The sequence below is a fragment of the Streptomyces sp. NPDC014870 genome (genome assembly GCF_043081505.1).
Lineage (GTDB): Bacteria > Actinomycetota > Actinomycetes > Streptomycetales > Streptomycetaceae > Streptomyces.
Genome location: NZ_JBIBWQ010000001.1, coordinates 1 through 14,308, shown reverse-complemented (window position 1 = coordinate 14,308; position 14,308 = coordinate 1). Strand labels below are relative to the sequence as shown.

The 14,308-nt window shown below is 70.4% G+C and carries 15 protein-coding genes and 1 pseudogene; 8 read left to right on the top strand and 8 right to left on the bottom strand.

The genetic code is table 11. The features are described 5' to 3' along the window. Positions 1-2: 2 nt before the first annotated feature. From ACF09C_RS00080 to ACF09C_RS00060, 5 genes are all read right to left on the bottom strand, one after another. The gene (locus ACF09C_RS00080) at positions 3-788 is read right to left on the bottom strand and encodes an SDR family NAD(P)-dependent oxidoreductase (protein WP_392086851.1); all 786 of its coding nucleotides are present in this window, start codon (positions 786-788) and stop codon (positions 3-5) included. A gap of 46 nt (positions 789-834) precedes the next feature. Then, on the bottom strand, positions 835-1,101 hold the full coding sequence (locus ACF09C_RS00075) for an acyl carrier protein (RefSeq protein WP_392086849.1): 267 nt from the start codon (positions 1,099-1,101) through the stop codon (positions 835-837). 130 nt (positions 1,102-1,231) lie between these two features. After that, a complete protein-coding gene (locus ACF09C_RS00070; RefSeq protein WP_392086847.1) occupies positions 1,232-2,473 on the bottom strand; it encodes a ketosynthase chain-length factor in 1,242 nt (413 codons plus the stop codon). After that, on the bottom strand, positions 2,470-3,738 hold the full coding sequence (locus tag ACF09C_RS00065; protein ID WP_392086844.1) for a beta-ketoacyl-[acyl-carrier-protein] synthase family protein: 1,269 nt from the start codon (positions 3,736-3,738) through the stop codon (positions 2,470-2,472). Before ACF09C_RS00065 ends, ACF09C_RS00070 begins: the two co-directional genes overlap by 4 nt. A 32-nt stretch (positions 3,739-3,770) precedes the next feature. Next, positions 3,771-4,091: a TcmI family type II polyketide cyclase gene (locus ACF09C_RS00060; protein WP_392086842.1), complete on the bottom strand. Its 321-nt coding sequence runs from the start codon at positions 4,089-4,091 to the stop codon at positions 3,771-3,773. Between the two features lie 469 nt (positions 4,092-4,560). On the opposite strand from ACF09C_RS00060, the gene ACF09C_RS00055 reads away from it, so the two are divergent. The 7 genes and pseudogenes from ACF09C_RS00055 (at position 4,561) to ACF09C_RS00025 (ending at position 10,807) form a co-directional block, all read left to right on the top strand. Beyond that, complete coding sequence (locus ACF09C_RS00055; protein ID WP_392086841.1) at positions 4,561-5,385, top strand: hypothetical protein; 825 nt, start codon at positions 4,561-4,563, stop codon at positions 5,383-5,385. After that, positions 5,382-6,074 (top strand): 4'-phosphopantetheinyl transferase family protein, encoded by a 693-nt coding sequence (locus tag ACF09C_RS00050; protein ID WP_392086838.1) that lies wholly within the window; start codon positions 5,382-5,384, stop codon positions 6,072-6,074. Before ACF09C_RS00055 ends, ACF09C_RS00050 begins: the two co-directional genes overlap by 4 nt. Before the next feature lie 187 nt (positions 6,075-6,261). Then, positions 6,262-6,705 carry a nuclear transport factor 2 family protein gene (locus ACF09C_RS00045; protein ID WP_392086836.1) on the top strand — a complete coding sequence of 148 codons (444 nt, stop codon included), beginning with the start codon at positions 6,262-6,264 and terminating at the stop codon, positions 6,703-6,705. A gap of 60 nt (positions 6,706-6,765) precedes the next feature. Next, positions 6,766-7,731: a ScbA/BarX family gamma-butyrolactone biosynthesis protein gene (locus tag ACF09C_RS00040; protein WP_392086833.1), complete on the top strand. Its 966-nt coding sequence runs from the start codon at positions 6,766-6,768 to the stop codon at positions 7,729-7,731. A gap of 99 nt (positions 7,732-7,830) precedes the next feature. Further along, positions 7,831-8,099: pseudogene (locus tag ACF09C_RS00035) on the top strand (hypothetical protein); the annotation flags it as partial. 525 nt (positions 8,100-8,624) lie between these two features. Beyond that, entirely contained in the window at positions 8,625-10,208 is a 1,584-nt protein-coding gene (locus tag ACF09C_RS00030) for an acyltransferase (protein ID WP_392086831.1), read from the top strand. Continuing rightward, positions 10,208-10,807, top strand: coding sequence for a hypothetical protein (locus ACF09C_RS00025; RefSeq protein ID WP_392086829.1), 600 nt, complete (start codon positions 10,208-10,210; stop codon positions 10,805-10,807). Before ACF09C_RS00030 ends, ACF09C_RS00025 begins: the two co-directional genes overlap by 1 nt. Before the next feature lie 35 nt (positions 10,808-10,842). Here the strand turns inward: ACF09C_RS00025 and ACF09C_RS00020 are convergent, their stop codons facing one another. The 3 genes from ACF09C_RS00020 to ACF09C_RS00010 form a co-directional block, all read right to left on the bottom strand. After that, positions 10,843-12,117 carry an MFS transporter gene (locus ACF09C_RS00020; RefSeq protein ID WP_392086827.1) on the bottom strand — a complete coding sequence of 425 codons (1,275 nt, stop codon included), beginning with the start codon at positions 12,115-12,117 and terminating at the stop codon, positions 10,843-10,845. Between the two features lie 17 nt (positions 12,118-12,134). Beyond that, on the bottom strand, positions 12,135-12,674 hold the full coding sequence (locus ACF09C_RS00015) for an ArsR/SmtB family transcription factor (protein WP_392086824.1): 540 nt from the start codon (positions 12,672-12,674) through the stop codon (positions 12,135-12,137). Positions 12,675-12,907: 233 nt separating this feature from the next. Continuing rightward, the gene (locus tag ACF09C_RS00010) at positions 12,908-13,105 is read right to left on the bottom strand and encodes a hypothetical protein (RefSeq protein WP_392086822.1); all 198 of its coding nucleotides are present in this window, start codon (positions 13,103-13,105) and stop codon (positions 12,908-12,910) included. Positions 13,106-13,483: 378 nt separating this feature from the next. On the opposite strand from ACF09C_RS00010, the gene ACF09C_RS00005 reads away from it, so the two are divergent. After that, positions 13,484-13,705, top strand: a complete 222-nt coding sequence (locus ACF09C_RS00005; RefSeq protein WP_392086819.1) for a hypothetical protein — start codon at positions 13,484-13,486, stop codon at positions 13,703-13,705. The last annotated feature ends 603 nt before the right edge of the window (positions 13,706-14,308 follow it).

Sequence of the window (14,308 nt, the reverse complement as noted above, 5' to 3'; positions counted from 1 at the left end):
GCTCAGAAATTGCCCAGACCGCCGCAGACGTTCAGTGCCTGCGCGGTGATGGATGCGGCGGTGTCCGAGGCGAGGTAGCCGACGAGACCGGCGACCTCCTCGGCCGTGGAGTAGCGGCCCAGCGGGATCTTCGCCTGGAACTTCTGCAGGATCGCGTCCTCGGTGGTGTCGAACGCGGCCGCGTAGCCCTGCCGGACCCGCTCGGCCATCGGCGTCTCGACATAACCGGGGCACACCGCGTTGACGGTGATCCCGGTCGGTGCCAGCTCGTTGCCGAGGGACTTGGTGAAGCCCACCACCCCGTGCTTCGACGCCGAGTACGGCGCGGCCAGCACCACGCCCTGCTTGCCCGCGGTCGAGGCGATGTTGATGATCCGGCCCCGGTCCTTGTGGCGCATCCCGCCGGTGGTCAGAACCTCCCGGGTCATCCGGAACACCGCGTGCAGGTTGGTCTCCAGCACGTCGTTCCACAGCTCGTCGGTGAGGTCGGCGGTGACGCCGCCACCGCTGCGGCCCGCGTTGTTGACCAGCACGTCGACGGTGCCGAAGCGGTCGACGGCGGCCGTCACGAACGCCTTCGCCGACGCGGCGTCACGGACGTCGACGGCCCGGCCGTCCACGGTGTGCCCGGCGGCGCGCAGCTCCTTGACCGTCGTCGCGACGTTCTCGGCCGTGCGGGCGCCGAGAAACACCCGGTGACCCTGCTCGGCCAGCAGCCGGGCGGTGGCCAGCCCGATACCGCTGGTGGCACCGGTGACCAGGGCGACACGCCCTGCGTTCTCAGTCATTTCGGGATCTCCCAGGATGAGGTGGAGGACGGCCGCCGGCAGCGGCTCACGCGGCCTGTGCGGCCGACAGCTGCTCCTGCACGGCGTTGATCAGGTCCCGCGGGGTTTCGGCGTCGGCGAGGACGTCGTCGTCCAGCTCGATCCCGTACTCCCGGCCGATCCGCAGACCGGTCTCCAGCAGGGCCAGGGACTCGTAGCCCAAGTCCTCGAACGGCGTGTCGAGGATGTCGCCGTCCAGGTCGACACCGTCCTCGGCACCGGCGCCCTCGCGCAGAATGCGACGCAGATCGTCAAGGGTGAACTGAGCAGACATCTCGGTTTCCTCTCCTGTTGTCTCTCTTGGTCCGTGTGGTGCTTGGTCCGTGTGGTGCTGTGGTTCGTGGGGTGCGGGAGACGGATCGGCCGCTCCCGCGGGGGCACGGCGCCCCGTCGTGCGGCGCGGCTCAGACCGCGGACACCACCACAGCGGAGTTGAAGCCGCCCCACCCACGCGCCAGCACCAGCGCGTGCCGCACCGGCAGCTCACGGGGTTGCCTCGTGACCAGGTCCAGCCCGTAGCGGGAGGACGGGGTGACGTTCACCGTGGGCGGCACCACACCGTCACGGATCGCCAACAGCGCCGCGGCCACGTCCAGGGAACCCGCGCCGGAGTACAGCCGGCCGGTCATCGTCTTCGGCACGGTCACCGGCACACGCCCGGGCCCGAACACCGTGTTCAGGGCCTCGGCCTCGCCCGCGTCGAGCTCCGGCAGACCGGCACCGTCCGCGAACACCACGTCGATGTCGTCGGCGTTCACGCCGGCATCGGCCAGCGCCCGCCGTACCGCCGCGCCCAGCCCGGCCGGCCGCCCGCTGCCCGGCCGCGGGTCCAGGGTGGCCGCGTACCCGGCGATGACCCCGTACAGCCGCTCGGCCCCGCGCGCCCGCGCCTTCTCCTCGTCCTCCAGGACAAGCAGCGCCCCGCCCTCACCCGAGACGAACCCCGCGGCCCGCTCGTCGAACGGCAGGTAGGCGCTGCCCGGGTCGGAGCCGGTCGACAGGTTCCCGGCGGCCACCTGGGCCGTCCAACCCCACGGGCACAGCGAACCGTCGATCCCGCCGGACACCACCAGCGCGGTGCCCTTGCGGATCTGCCGGCGCGCCTGCGCCAGGGCGTCCAGACCGCCGGCCTGGTCACTGACGACCACGCCGCTGGGCCCCCGCATGTTGTGGCGGATCGAGATCTGCCCGGTGTTCACCGCGTAGAACCAGGCGTACGACTGATAGGCGCTGACGTACTTGCTGCCCTTGGTCCACAGGTTCTGCAGCTCGGTCTGCCCGAACTCGTAACCTCCCGAGGACGCGGCGGTGATCACTCCTGCGGAGAACTCGGGCAGCTGCGCCGGGTCGACCCCGGCGTCCTTGATCGCCCAGTCCGAGGCGACCAGTGCAAGGCGCGTCATGTGGTCGGTCTGCGGCAACAGCCGCCCGGCCAGGTGCTCGGACGCCTCGAAGCCGGGCACCTCGCCCGCCAGCACCGCCGGATAGCCCCGCGCGTCGAACCGGCCGACCGGCGCGATGCCGCTCTTCCCGTCCAGGGTGGACTCCCAGTAGGCGTCCGTTCCGAGCCCGTTGGGAGCCGTCACTCCGATACCGGTGACGACGGTACGAACACGGTCGGGGGCGGCTGCGTCGTTGCGGGTCATGCGGCCCTCCTCTCGGGGCGGGTCAGCACCATGGCGCTCTGGAAGCCGCCGAAGCCGCTGCCCACGGTCAGCACGGTGTCGGTCCGGTGCTCACGCGCGGTCAGGGGCACGTAGTCGAGGTCCAGTTCGGGGTCCTGGTCGTGAAGATTCGCGGTCGGCGGGACCGTGCCGTGCTCCATGGCCAGCGCGGACGCGGCGATCTCGATGGAACCGATCGCCCCCAGCGAGTGCCCGACCATCGACTTGATGGAGCTGACCGGCACCCGGTACGCGTGCTCGCCCAGGCTCCGTTTGAACGCCGCGGTCTCGTGCCGGTCGTTCTGCTTGGTGCCCGAGCCGTGCGCGTTGACGTAGTCGATGTCCGCGGGGTTCAACCGGGCCTCGTCCAGCGCCCGGGTGATCGCCTCGGCCATCTCGGCGCCGTCCGCCCGCAGCCCCGTCATGTGGTAGCCGTTGCAGCGGGAGGAGTAGCCGGCGATCTCCGCGTAGATGTGCGCGCCACGCCGCCGGGCGCTCTCGAGCTCCTCCAGGACGAAACCGGCGGAACCCTCGCCCAGCACGAACCCGTTGCGCGTCCGGTCGTACGGCCGCGAGGCGTGCTCGGGGTCGTCGTTGTGCACGCTGGTCGCCTTGATCGCGTCGAAGCAGGCGACCGTGATGGGCGAGATCGGCGCCTCGGTGGCACCGGTGACCATCACGTCCGCCGACCCCTCGCGAATCAGCTCCACGGCGTGACCCACGGCGTCGATGCCGGAGGTGCAGCCGGTGGACACCACCGTCGCCGGCCCCTCGGCACCCACGGTCCAGGCCACATCGGTGGCGAAGGAGCTCGGGACGAACTGGTTGTACAAGTGGGCCGGCGCCAACCGGTGGTCGACCAGATGCAGCCGCCCGTCGTCGCTCACCCTGCGGTACTCGTTCTCCAGACTGATGGTCGCGCCCACGGCGCTGCCGATGGTGACCCCGACACGGTGGGGATCCAGGGCCGCGAAGTCCAGACCGCTGTCCGTGACGGCCTCACCCGTGGTGGTCACCGCGAACTGGGCGGCCCGGTCCATGCGCTCGACGTCGCTCTCGCTCAGACCGTGCGCCCGCGGATCGAAATCGACCTCCGCGGCCACCCGCGACCGGTAGGGGGAGGCGTCGAAGAACGACAGCCGTCGGGTGGCGGTACGGCCCTCGCTGAGCTGCTCCCAGAACTTCCCTGTTCCCACGCCACCCGGCGCGAGAACCCCGATACCGGTGATGACCACGCGTCGTCCCATGGGGGCACTCCCTCCTCGGTTTCCGGGCCGGTTCACGCCGACCAGCTGTAGAAGCGCTGCGCCATCGCGTCGGAGGGCGTTTTCCAGGCCGGGTCGTACGCGTCGATGAACGGCTTCAGGTCCGCGCTGATCCGGACGAACCGCGGGTCGGTCTTCGCGGCCTCGATGGACGCCCCGCCCTGGTCGTCGGCGAAGTCCTGCAGGTGGAAGTAGAGGCCTTTGTAGGAGAAGAGCTGGCGGCGCAGGGTGCCCATCCGGTGGGGCAGCTCGGAGGTGTCGAAATCACGGAAGAGTTCGGCGACCTGCTGCGCCGACTCCGGGTTCATACGGGCCACGATCAGAGTGCTGTGCATCCTCGGTCTCTCCTTGGGTGCTCCGAGGGTCGGCGCGGCGGCCTGAGGGCGCACCGCGGGACCGGACGGAGAAACGCATGCGGACAATGAGGGCGGGCTGGGTGCGCCGGGATACGGCAGTGCACACACGCGGCCGGCCCGAGGCCGGTCGGAAACCCGTGGGACGGGTGAGAAGCCGCGTCGGCGAACGGCAGAGCATGCTGCGTCCGCACGCGGTGGCGATCAACGTCCCGGCTTCGGCGCCGGGCACAGAGCGCCAACGTGGACTGAATCCTCTTGGCCGTGACAACCGCCTGTCAAGGCCCGAAATCCCGAGGCGGTCGGACGGTATCCGACCGGGAACGGATCGGGATCGAGCCGGTAGCCGCGCTCCCCATCCTCGAGAAATCCGCTCCCGTTGCGTGAGTCAGGCCGCCGGCCGATCGCGAACGCGGAGTCGTCATGGACCACCTCGAAGAGGACGTACCTGATGCCGACGTTCGTACCCGCCCGGGAGACAGCCCGTACGTCTTCCCTGCTCAGCCGCATCACCCGAAACCTCGCCACGCTCCACACGCTGAACGACGAACTGGTCCATGCCCTTGCCCACTCCCGCCCGGTGCTGGAGAAGGTGCGCGAACGCGGACGCCCGGGGATCCCGCTCAACACCCGTGCGGTGGAACTCCGCGACGACATCAAGGCGGTGCTGGTGGGGTGGGCGGCACTGGTCTGCGAGGAACGCCGGGTTCCCGCACCGCCCCGCAGCACCGGCGCGTTGGCCGGATTCCTCACCGGCCACGCCGAGTGGCTCGCCGCCCACCCGGCCGGCGAAGACCTCGCGACCGAGACCCAGGACCTGGTCCGTGCGGCGTGGACCATGCTGTCGGGCCGGGACGAGCGCACCCTCGTGGTGGGCGGCTGCCCGCGACCCGACTGCGCGGGCAACCTGGTCGCCACGACGAACCGGGCCGGTGTCACGGGCGAGGCGGCCGTGGTCTGTTCGGCCGACTCCGGCCACGCCTGGACCCCGGCCGGCTGGCACCGGCTTCGTGCCGTGACCTCCCCCGCGGTGGGGAGGGCGGCGGCCCCCCGCACCCGCGACGGGCACGGCCACGGCAGAGCGGCCGGCCTCACGGCCCGGGACATCGCCGCCGGCTGGGGCATCGCACCGGGCACCGTGTACTGGCTCGCCAACACCCACCGCTGGGGCCGCCACAAGCAGGCCCGCACGGTCTTCTACGACCGGGACGACGTCCTTGCCACCATGGAAGCCCGCGCCGACAAGAGCCCCGACCGGGGCACCGTCGCGGGATGACGGTCGCCGGGTGCGAACTCTGGTCCCTGCGCGCCCCGGAAACGGCGGCGCCCGGGGAGCTCGCCCTGTCCGTCCTGACCCCGGAGGAACGCCACCACGCCCTCACACGGCCGGCCGGACCGGCCGCCGTGCTGTCCACCGCCACCCGCATCGCCCTGCGCACACTGCTGGGCCGTCGGCTGGGCCGTGCGCCCGGTGAGGTCGGCCTCCTGCGCAGGCGCTGCCCCCGGTGCGCCGGCCCGCACGGCAAACCGGCGCTCTCCCCGGGACAGGGAAGACTGCACTTCTCCGTGTCGCACAGCGCCGGCCGGGCCCTGCTGGCCCTCGCGGTCACCCCGGTCGGGGTCGACGTGCAGGGCCCGCTGCCGGCGCGCGCTGCCGAGACGTGCGCCGAGGCGCTGCACCCACTGGAACAGCTGGACCTCACCCGCCTGACGGGCGACCAGAGGACCTTCGCCTTCGCCCGGTTGTGGACCCGGAAGGAGGCCTACCTGAAGGCCGTCGGAACGGGGCTGGCGCACGGACTGCGCGGAAGCTACCTGGGGGAGCGCGCCGGCCTGCGACCGATCGGTTGGACGGTCGCCGATCTGGACACCGGTTCCTCCCACACGGCGGCCGTGGCGCTCGCGCACTCCCCGGCGGCGATCCCTGCCGTCCGGGAGGTACCCGCGCACTGGCTCCACCCCTGAACTCCGCCCTCCCGTGCACACGGCTATAGCGTAAAAAGAAAAATGACTACTTTTTTAGAGAGGCGAGGGGCAATGATGAGCACAGCGCGGAACATGAGAAACAACGAGAACCCCGGCCCCCGGCTGACAACACGTTCCTGACCGCGGCACGGTCGGACCGTCAGCCCAGTGAAGACAGGAGTGGGACATGGCCGGTGACAGCCACCACGCGAGCATCCCGGAACTCGCTCGCAGGATCCAGGAGCTGACGGACCGCCAGGAGATAGGCGATCTCGTCGCCTCGTTGGGCCGGTGGCTGGACGACGCCGACTTCGACGCCGGCGGTGACCTGTTCACAGCGGACGTGTCGGCCGACACCCCCGGTGGCACCGCGCGGGGCCGCAACGCGGTCGTGGCGCAGGCTCGCCGAGGCCACGAAGGGCGCCGATGCCAGCACTTCATCACCGACCTGCGCACGGACGTGCGCGGTGACCGGGCATCGGCGGAGGCCAACTTCATGGTGGCCTTCGCCGGCACCACCGAGGCCGAACCCACACGCTTCACCGGAGCCCGCTACCACCTCCAGGCCTGCCGGGAGGAAGGACGCTGGCTGCTCAACTCGGTCCGCATCACGAGCGTCTGGCACCACTGAGGGGGGCCTGGCCCCCGTGTCCCATCGGGGGCGGAACCATCGAACGGGGGGAGAACAGACATGGAGGCCATCGCGTCCACCGCCACCGAGGCGGTCGGGCTGACCAGCACGGTGCCTCGGCAGTACGTGCACCGGGCGACCCACTCCGAGGTGCTCCTGACCGCGTGGCGCCCGGTGCCAGGCGGCTACGTGGTGACCGCGCAATGGCCACGCGTCCACAGCTTCTACCTCACCTCCCGCGGCCTGCACGATCCCCTGCTGCTCGGCGAGACCGTCAGGCAGACCAGCTGCCTGCTGGCACACGTCGCCCTCGACGTCCCCATCGAGCACCAGGTGACACTGGACAGTCTCATCCTCTGCCTGAGACCGTCCGCGATGGCTCTCGCCGCCGCCCCGGTCGAACCGGAGCTCTCCGTCCGCTCTCTCGAACCGATCCACGACGAGACGGGACTCGTCGGCGTGTCCATGAACGTCGAGGTGCTCCGGGACGGCAGCCTGTTCGCCTCCGCCGCGGTACGCCTGTCCTTCAGATCCCCCACCGCATACGACAGCGCGGTGCCGGCGAAGCCGCAACAGGGGAGTGCGGGACCGCCGGAAGCCGTGCTGGCCTCCCTGGTGGGCCGCAGGTCCCCCGAGGACGTGGTGCTCGCCGCCAGTGGCACCCCCGGCTGCTGGACCCTGCGCGTGGACCCGAGCCATCCGGTCCTGTTCGACCACACGGTCCGTCATCTGCCGGAGGCGCTGCTGGTGGAAGCCGCACGGCAGGCGGCGACCGCGGTCACTCCACCCGGCGCCGGTGCCTACCCCGTCGCCGTGACCGCCGACGTGCTCCGTCTGGCCACATTCGACACGCCCTGCTGGATCAAAGCCGAACCCCTGCCCGCCGACGCCCTGGGCAGAACGCGCACCGCCGTCCGCGCCGTGCAGGGAGGCCGGACGGTGTTCCGATCCGTGATCACCCTGGACCACGAGAACACCGACCCGCTCCCCGCTCTCCCCACCCTCCACCACCGCCCGCACACCTGACCGAGACACCGCAGCGGCCGGACGGCGAACAAGCCCCCCGCGCACCGACCGCACGAACACGCGACTGCAAGACGCCGACCACGCGGTGATCCACGCCGTGTGCCTTCACCCCGGCCCGCGGCGGCTACGCGGGTGAAGGAGCTCGCCACGGCCGGCGACCCGAGCACTCTGCACGGCATGGTCAAGGCGTGCGAGGTCGAAGCCCTCCGCGTCACCGAGTACGCGACCTTCGAGGCCTACTGGACGGTGAGGGACCGGAGAACGTCGACCCCGCTTCCAGCCGTGGCCAGCAGCTCGGCAGCATCCGCGCCATCTACGGCCCTGAGAAGGAAGCCCTCGGCGCCCTGGCCATCGAGATCAAGCCGGTCCGACCCAGGCAGGGGGCATGGTGTTCGCGGTACGCAGCACGTGCTGGATCTGTGCCGGATGGGCGGCCGCGGATCCTCCGCCATGGGACGCGGAGGCCCTGGAGCCGGCCGAACTCCAGCGACTGGTCCTCGCCGCCGCCGACCCGTGTCCGAGGTGCTGTCCGCCCGGACGGGTTGCGCACCCGGTGATTCAGCGGTTCTCCGAAGGTGCGCAGTGCACCGACCCTTGCCGCGCAAGAACACCCGCTCGGGGGCGATTGGCTGAAACGCCGACGTTCGGGCGCGGTGACAGAGCGCGGTCAGCCAGAGCTCGTGGCTGGTGCCTCACCCCTGTCCGCCTGGGGTGGACAGTTGGCGCATGCGCCCCCGAGCGGAACGTCCGACGCGGCTGTGGCTCTGCTGCACAGGCAGCCGATCACCCAGCCCGGTGTGACCCCCTGCAAGGCTGTCTCTCATCGCAGCCAAACGATTCAACATCCGCAACACATATGCGGATTCGGCATTCTGGATGCTAGGGTGGCTGCCATGATGAGTACCGAGGAGATCCTGCGTCTCACGGTCGCCGCACTCATGACACGGACCGGTGAACGACAGGGCGACCTGGCCGCCGGGCTGGGCCAGTCGCAGGCGCAGGTGTCCCGCAAGCAGGCCGGCCGCGCCCACTGGTCGCTGGAGGACATCGACCTCCTGGCCGCCCACTACCGGCTCCACGTCCTGGACCTCCTCGCAGGCCCCACACACGCCGTCGGCGTCCTCCACGGCGCGGCGCCGAGCGTCGTACCGGGCAGCCTGCTGCCGCCCTCCCTCCCGCCCGTGCAGGCACCCGTCCCCGTGCAGGCCTCGCCCCCCGAGCGGAAGCCAGCGGGACGCTGCGTGCTGTGCGGCGAGCCGGCGTTCGACGACGTCGACGGCTACCCCCAGCACCTCGACCCCGCCGACTGCCCGGCCCTCGCCGCCGACGCCGACCACGCCGCGGCCACCGTGCACCCCACTGACGCCGCGGAGTACGTCACGGCGCCCGTCCCCGCCACGCCGACCGCGCCGCCGCCCCCAGCCGAGACACCCCCGCCCGCCCCGCCCGCCCCCGAGCCCGCGCCGACTGCCCCGCCCGCCGCGGCCGCCGCTCCGCTCAACTCACAACAGTCCACACCTGGTTACGCGTCCTCGACGCTGGTGGAGCAGATCACCGACCGCGTCCACGAGGTCCTGGCCGAATGCGCCGGCGACATCGACACGGCGCAGGCCGCGCTGATCAAAACCGCGATCCCGGACGTGATGGCACTCCTGAAAGCATCCCGGGTCGGCGGCCGCTACGAGCACTCGGAATTCCCCCCGACCGCCGAAATCCTGCACAAGAAATCCCAGAAAGGCGCCGATGAAATCTGGGAGGGACGCCCGAAATGGCGCAACCCCTCACTTTTCGCGGCGGCGAAACAGGGCGAGCAGATCGAGGTGACCGCGCTCGACATGAACGCCGCGTACTGCTCGGCGCTCAAGTGCTGGCTCCCGATCGGCCAGCTCCGCGAGGAAACCAGCGGCGTCCACGACCCCAAGAAGGCCGGCGTCCACCTCATCACCCCCGCCACCTGGGAACACCCGGACCTGCCCAACCCATTGGGGCACCGGATCGAGCCCGGCCAACTGTGGGTGACCGAGTCCACCCTCCGCCTCCTGATCGACACCGCCCGCCAAGGCCTGGCCGACGCCCCCACGATCCACCGCTCCCTGGTCTCGGGCGCCTCGGAAGCACTCCTGGAAAAACTCCGCCGCGCCCTGGCAGAAACCCGAAAAAACGCTATTGCCGAGGGCGACGAACTGACGGTTGCTTACGTCAAGGCCATGTATTCTAAGTTCGTGTCAACTATCGGCGAGTCAAGCGCGAACCGGGAAATCCGCCGCCCGGACTGGATGCACATCATCCGCGCGAAGGCATTCGCGAACCTCTGGATGAAAGCCCACAAGGCACACCGCGCGGGCCTGAAGGTCGTCGAGATCTCCGGCACGGACGAGCTTCACGTCGTGGGGGACTGGCGCACAGTTTTCCCGGAGGGCCGGGACCTGAACCAGGTCAAGGAAAAAGACACCTACATCCTCGGGAGTAAGCGCTGATGTCCGGGTCTTCGGAACTGTGGGGCCGCTGGGGCGACTTCGGCAAATACAACGCCCGCGGGATCAAAGGCGGCGAGGCCCTCATCCAGGAGCTGAACCGCATCGTCCACTCCTCCGGCATCTCCTCGCCCGTCACGTCCCACCGCGGGCTCACCGCCCGCCTGCGCTACCTCGACAGCCCGGCCGGCCGCGAAGCCCTCAAAGCCCAGGGCGTCACACCCCGCACCATCAGATCCTGGATGCGAGGCAAGACCAAGCCCTCAAAGGCGAACCTCCAGCGCATCGACAGCGCGTACTGGGAGCGCCGCCGGGCGAACCTGATCCGCTCCGGATGGCTCAAGCGCCACCTCGACAACAACGGCCGCGGCCGCCGCATGGAGATCTACCCCATCGACCAGACCCAGGTACCCGAACAGCGCCGCCGCCCCTCGGTGTCCCAGCGCTCGATCACCGTCCGCTACATCTGGAACGACCTCGTCGACGCCTACGCCGACCAGAACGACGACCTGATGGACGAAATCTGGGACGACGTCATCACCGACCTCGACTCCGACTACAACGCCTACGCCTACGTCGCCTCCATCGGCATCGGCGCCTGACCCACACAGCGGCGCAACCGCTTTCGCGGCAGGCGTCACAGGACGCCAGGTGCACTCTTCTGGGCCGGTTCCTTGGATACCGCGTGATCCGGACCGCCAGCCGGGGCGGCGGCGCGCAGCGCCGCTTCGACTCGACGGTTGCTGGTCATGGTCGCCGTGATGGCGGTCATGGTGAGGAGGAGGCCGGCGGCGGCGTAGAGCGGGGTGCGTACGTCGTAGGTGGTGGCCAGCCAGCCCCCGAGGAAGGCGCCGAACGGCGCGGCGCACATGGCGAGCATGCGGGAGGTGGAGGCGACCCGGCCCATGAGGTGGGCGGGGACGATCGCCTGCCGGAGGGAGGGCGCGAGCACCATCGTGGCTCCCATGCCCGCCCCGCAGACGGCGAGCGCGAGGCCCGCCACGTACGGGTTCGGGGTGGCGGCGAGCCCCAGGATGGCAAGCCCTTCGACCGCGGCGGTGCAGGTCAGCGCGGTGCCGGTGCCGAGGCGTCGGCCGAGGAAGGAGGCGATGCCCGCGCCGAGCAGGCCGCCGGTGGCCTCCACTGTGAGGAGCAGGCCGAAGCCGAAGGCGCCGATGCCGAGACGGTCGTGCGCGTAGAGGGCGAGTACGGTCTCCACGGCAAGGAAGGCGATGTTCCCGACCGCCGGACGCAGCGCGAGCCCGAGCAGCAGCCGGTCCCGGAAGACGTACGAGGCCCCGGCCCGCGCCTGCCGCAGCAGCGACTCGCGGGCCTGCGGCACCGGCCGGGGCGCGGCGGGGAGCGACCGTACGAGCAGTGCGGAGAGCGCGAACGACACCGCGTCCGCGAGCAGCGGAACCGCCCGCCCGAGCGCGAGCAGGGCACTGCCCGCTGGCGGCCCCGCGAAGCCGGACATCGCGGTCTGGGCTCCGCGCAGGCGGGAGTTGGCTCGCTCCAGGAGCGCGGGGTCACGGCCGAGCAGATCCGGCAGATAGGCCGTGGCGGCCGTGTCGAAGAAGAGCCCGCCGAGGCCGAGCAGGAAGGCGACGGCCGCGAGCAGGGGAATGCTCAGCACATCGAGCACGGCCGCCGCCGCCGGTATCGCGAGCAGCACCGCACGCGCCGCGTCCGTCACCCACATCGTGCGCCGCCGGTCCCAGCGGTCCACCAGCGCACCGCCGAGCACCCCGAACAGCAGCCACGGCAGCGTTCCGGCGGCAGTAACGACGGCGAGCGCCATCGGATCCCGCGTCAGCGTCAACGCGAGCAGCGGCAGCGCGGCATGCGTCACCCCGTCACCGAGCGAGGACACCGTCTGCGCGGTCCACAGGCGCCCGAACCCGACTGGCAACCTCCCTATGTCTGCCGTCACTTGGAGCCCCCCTCGGCCCGCTCGCCCTGTGCCGGGTGGAACAGTGCGAAGACGAGTGACGCGTCCGGCAGCGACGGATCGGACAGCTCCCGGTACTCATCCGCCAGTGCCTGCAACCGCGCCCCCAGCTCCGCGAACTGCTCGCCAGTGAGCCGCAGATGCGCCATCCGCACGTGCCGCTCGCCATCCACCGGCGACGACTCCAGATCCGCCACCGCATGCCGCATCAGCACATCCGGCCCTCCCTCGCCCGGATCCGGCAGCACGATCGACCGCGCGACCATCGCGTAATACCGCTCAGTGACCCCCCGCACCTTCCGCGTGCGGACCACCCTCACCAGGCCCGCCCGCTCCAGCAGCCGCACGTGATAGCTGGAACTCCCCTTCGCAAGGCCCACCCGCTCGGCGACCTGCGTAATCGTCGCCGGCTCGAAGCGGAGCACGGCCATGATCCTGTGACGGGTGAGGTTGGAGACGGCGCGCAGCTGCTCGTCGGTGGTGACGTGGAACGTCTCGGGAAGATCATCGGTAGGCATGCCCCTAATGGTCAACGACTCTTGACCATTAGGCAAGGTCTGGCGCGCGAGATCTTCTGATCGAACGACCGTTGACCCTCGTGCCTCCCGAAGTGGTGAACACCTGTTGTCGGTTCTCGTGAACAAGGCCAGCGAGGGCCAGTACCACCAGCAGCTGAGACCGGCCGTACCGCCGTGTCGGCTCGGCGCGGCTGAGTCAGTCTCACCGCCGCAGCCGTTCCACAGCCATGCGCTCAACAGGCGGAGCCGGGAAGACCAGCGTCAGCCGTGTCCGCTACCAGCTCCGCGAGCTGGAACAAGAACTCGAACTGCGAGCCCCGTCCGTGGACGCGAACCACGCACGAGCGCTCCGCGCACTTGAAGATCTCCCGTCGCTTCACCTTCCAGGCACGACCCTCATAGGTGTTCACGACCTCCAGGAACGCAGCCATCGCGTCCTCCGGACTCCCCGTCAGCTCCTAGTGAATGGCCACACGGGTACGACTCCGCAGCCGCCCCGCCGACCGGACCGACCAGGACCATCCACCGGGCCATAGGACTCTCCTCGCTGTACTGATCGCGGTCAGTCCCAGTTCTGGTCGCCGGCCGCGCCCCACTCCGGGTCCTGCACCTCCCAGCCGCCGTCTCCCCAGCCGATGTCCGCTCGCCTCATGGTGCTCCCCCCTGGCGCGGCAGCGCTGTGTGCGCCGTCAGGGCGACCTGTATCCGCAGGTTGGTCGGGCTCGTGCTCCTGGGCCTCGAGTTCGGTGATCTCACCACGGAGCTCGCGGCGTTGGTCAGCGGGCAGCGGTCGCACGGGCGGAGCGGATGTGGAACATCGAGCCTTCCCGCGCGCCGGGACACTCGTGCCGCACCGCGGCGGCTGCGCCATGCACGGGGGCCACGCCGACCTCCTCAGCCGCGACCAAGTAGTCATGACCGCCGGCGAGCGCACTCCGGAGCCGGAGATGTGCCAGGTCTGCTCGCAGTGGGGGAACCTCGGGATTGAGAAGCCGCGCCCGGCCAGGAAGCGCAGCGGCGGGATGTCCTGAATCAGTGGCGCCACGGTGCTTTCTGATGTCTCGTCTTTTGCGGTTTGTGCATGTGGTTTTGTTGTGCTGTCAGTTTGGTTTTAGGGCTGGGTTTTGTGGTTTTGTCATGCGGGTTTTCCTGAAGGGCATTTGAGGATTCCGCATCCTGGTCATCCGTGCCCGGGGACCCCTTCTCCTCTTGGCGCCGTCTTTTGACTGGTTTAGACCTCTTGCTGGTCGGGGTGCGGGCGGGGGTAGCACGGCGTATGTCCGCCATCCCGACCGCAGGGAGGTGGATAAGGCCCCGGTGTGCCTACATACTGCGACTGTAAGAGAGTTCGGTACCGCAGCATGGAGAGGCCGGCCCCGCAGGGGACGGAATCGGACCCCCGGACCGAAAGCGGCCGATCAGCTTTCTGACCAGTGCAAACACCCCCGCAGGGGGTGTGGAGCCCACGACCAGGCCCCCACGGGTAGCGCGAGCTCCCCGACAGGGCCGGGCCAGCCCGCAGTCACCGAAGGTGACTGCCACTGGGGTCACTTCTCCAGGCGCCGCGCAGCGGCGCGGCGACATTGGGAGTGACGCAGTCACTCCGCGTCGTGTCTCCGCAGGAGACCGCGCGC

Coding starts and splice junctions, on each gene's coding strand:
- ACF09C_RS00080 (WP_392086851.1), bottom strand. CDS start 788: ATGACTGAGAACGCAGGGCGTGTCGCCCTGGTCACCGGTGCCACCAGC.
- ACF09C_RS00075 (WP_392086849.1), bottom strand. CDS start 1,101: ATGTCTGCTCAGTTCACCCTTGACGATCTGCGTCGCATTCTGCGCGAG.
- ACF09C_RS00070 (WP_392086847.1), bottom strand. CDS start 2,473: ATGACCCGCAACGACGCAGCCGCCCCCGACCGTGTTCGTACCGTCGTC.
- ACF09C_RS00065 (WP_392086844.1), bottom strand. CDS start 3,738: ATGGGACGACGCGTGGTCATCACCGGTATCGGGGTTCTCGCGCCGGGT.
- ACF09C_RS00060 (WP_392086842.1), bottom strand. CDS start 4,091: ATGCACAGCACTCTGATCGTGGCCCGTATGAACCCGGAGTCGGCGCAG.
- ACF09C_RS00055 (WP_392086841.1), top strand. CDS start 4,561: ATGCCGACGTTCGTACCCGCCCGGGAGACAGCCCGTACGTCTTCCCTG.
- ACF09C_RS00050 (WP_392086838.1), top strand. CDS start 5,382: ATGACGGTCGCCGGGTGCGAACTCTGGTCCCTGCGCGCCCCGGAAACG.
- ACF09C_RS00045 (WP_392086836.1), top strand. CDS start 6,262: ATGGCCGGTGACAGCCACCACGCGAGCATCCCGGAACTCGCTCGCAGG.
- ACF09C_RS00040 (WP_392086833.1), top strand. CDS start 6,766: ATGGAGGCCATCGCGTCCACCGCCACCGAGGCGGTCGGGCTGACCAGC.
- ACF09C_RS00030 (WP_392086831.1), top strand. CDS start 8,625: ATGATGAGTACCGAGGAGATCCTGCGTCTCACGGTCGCCGCACTCATG.
- ACF09C_RS00025 (WP_392086829.1), top strand. CDS start 10,208: ATGTCCGGGTCTTCGGAACTGTGGGGCCGCTGGGGCGACTTCGGCAAA.
- ACF09C_RS00015 (WP_392086824.1), bottom strand. CDS start 12,674: ATGCCTACCGATGATCTTCCCGAGACGTTCCACGTCACCACCGACGAG.
- ACF09C_RS00010 (WP_392086822.1), bottom strand. CDS start 13,105: ATGGCTGCGTTCCTGGAGGTCGTGAACACCTATGAGGGTCGTGCCTGG.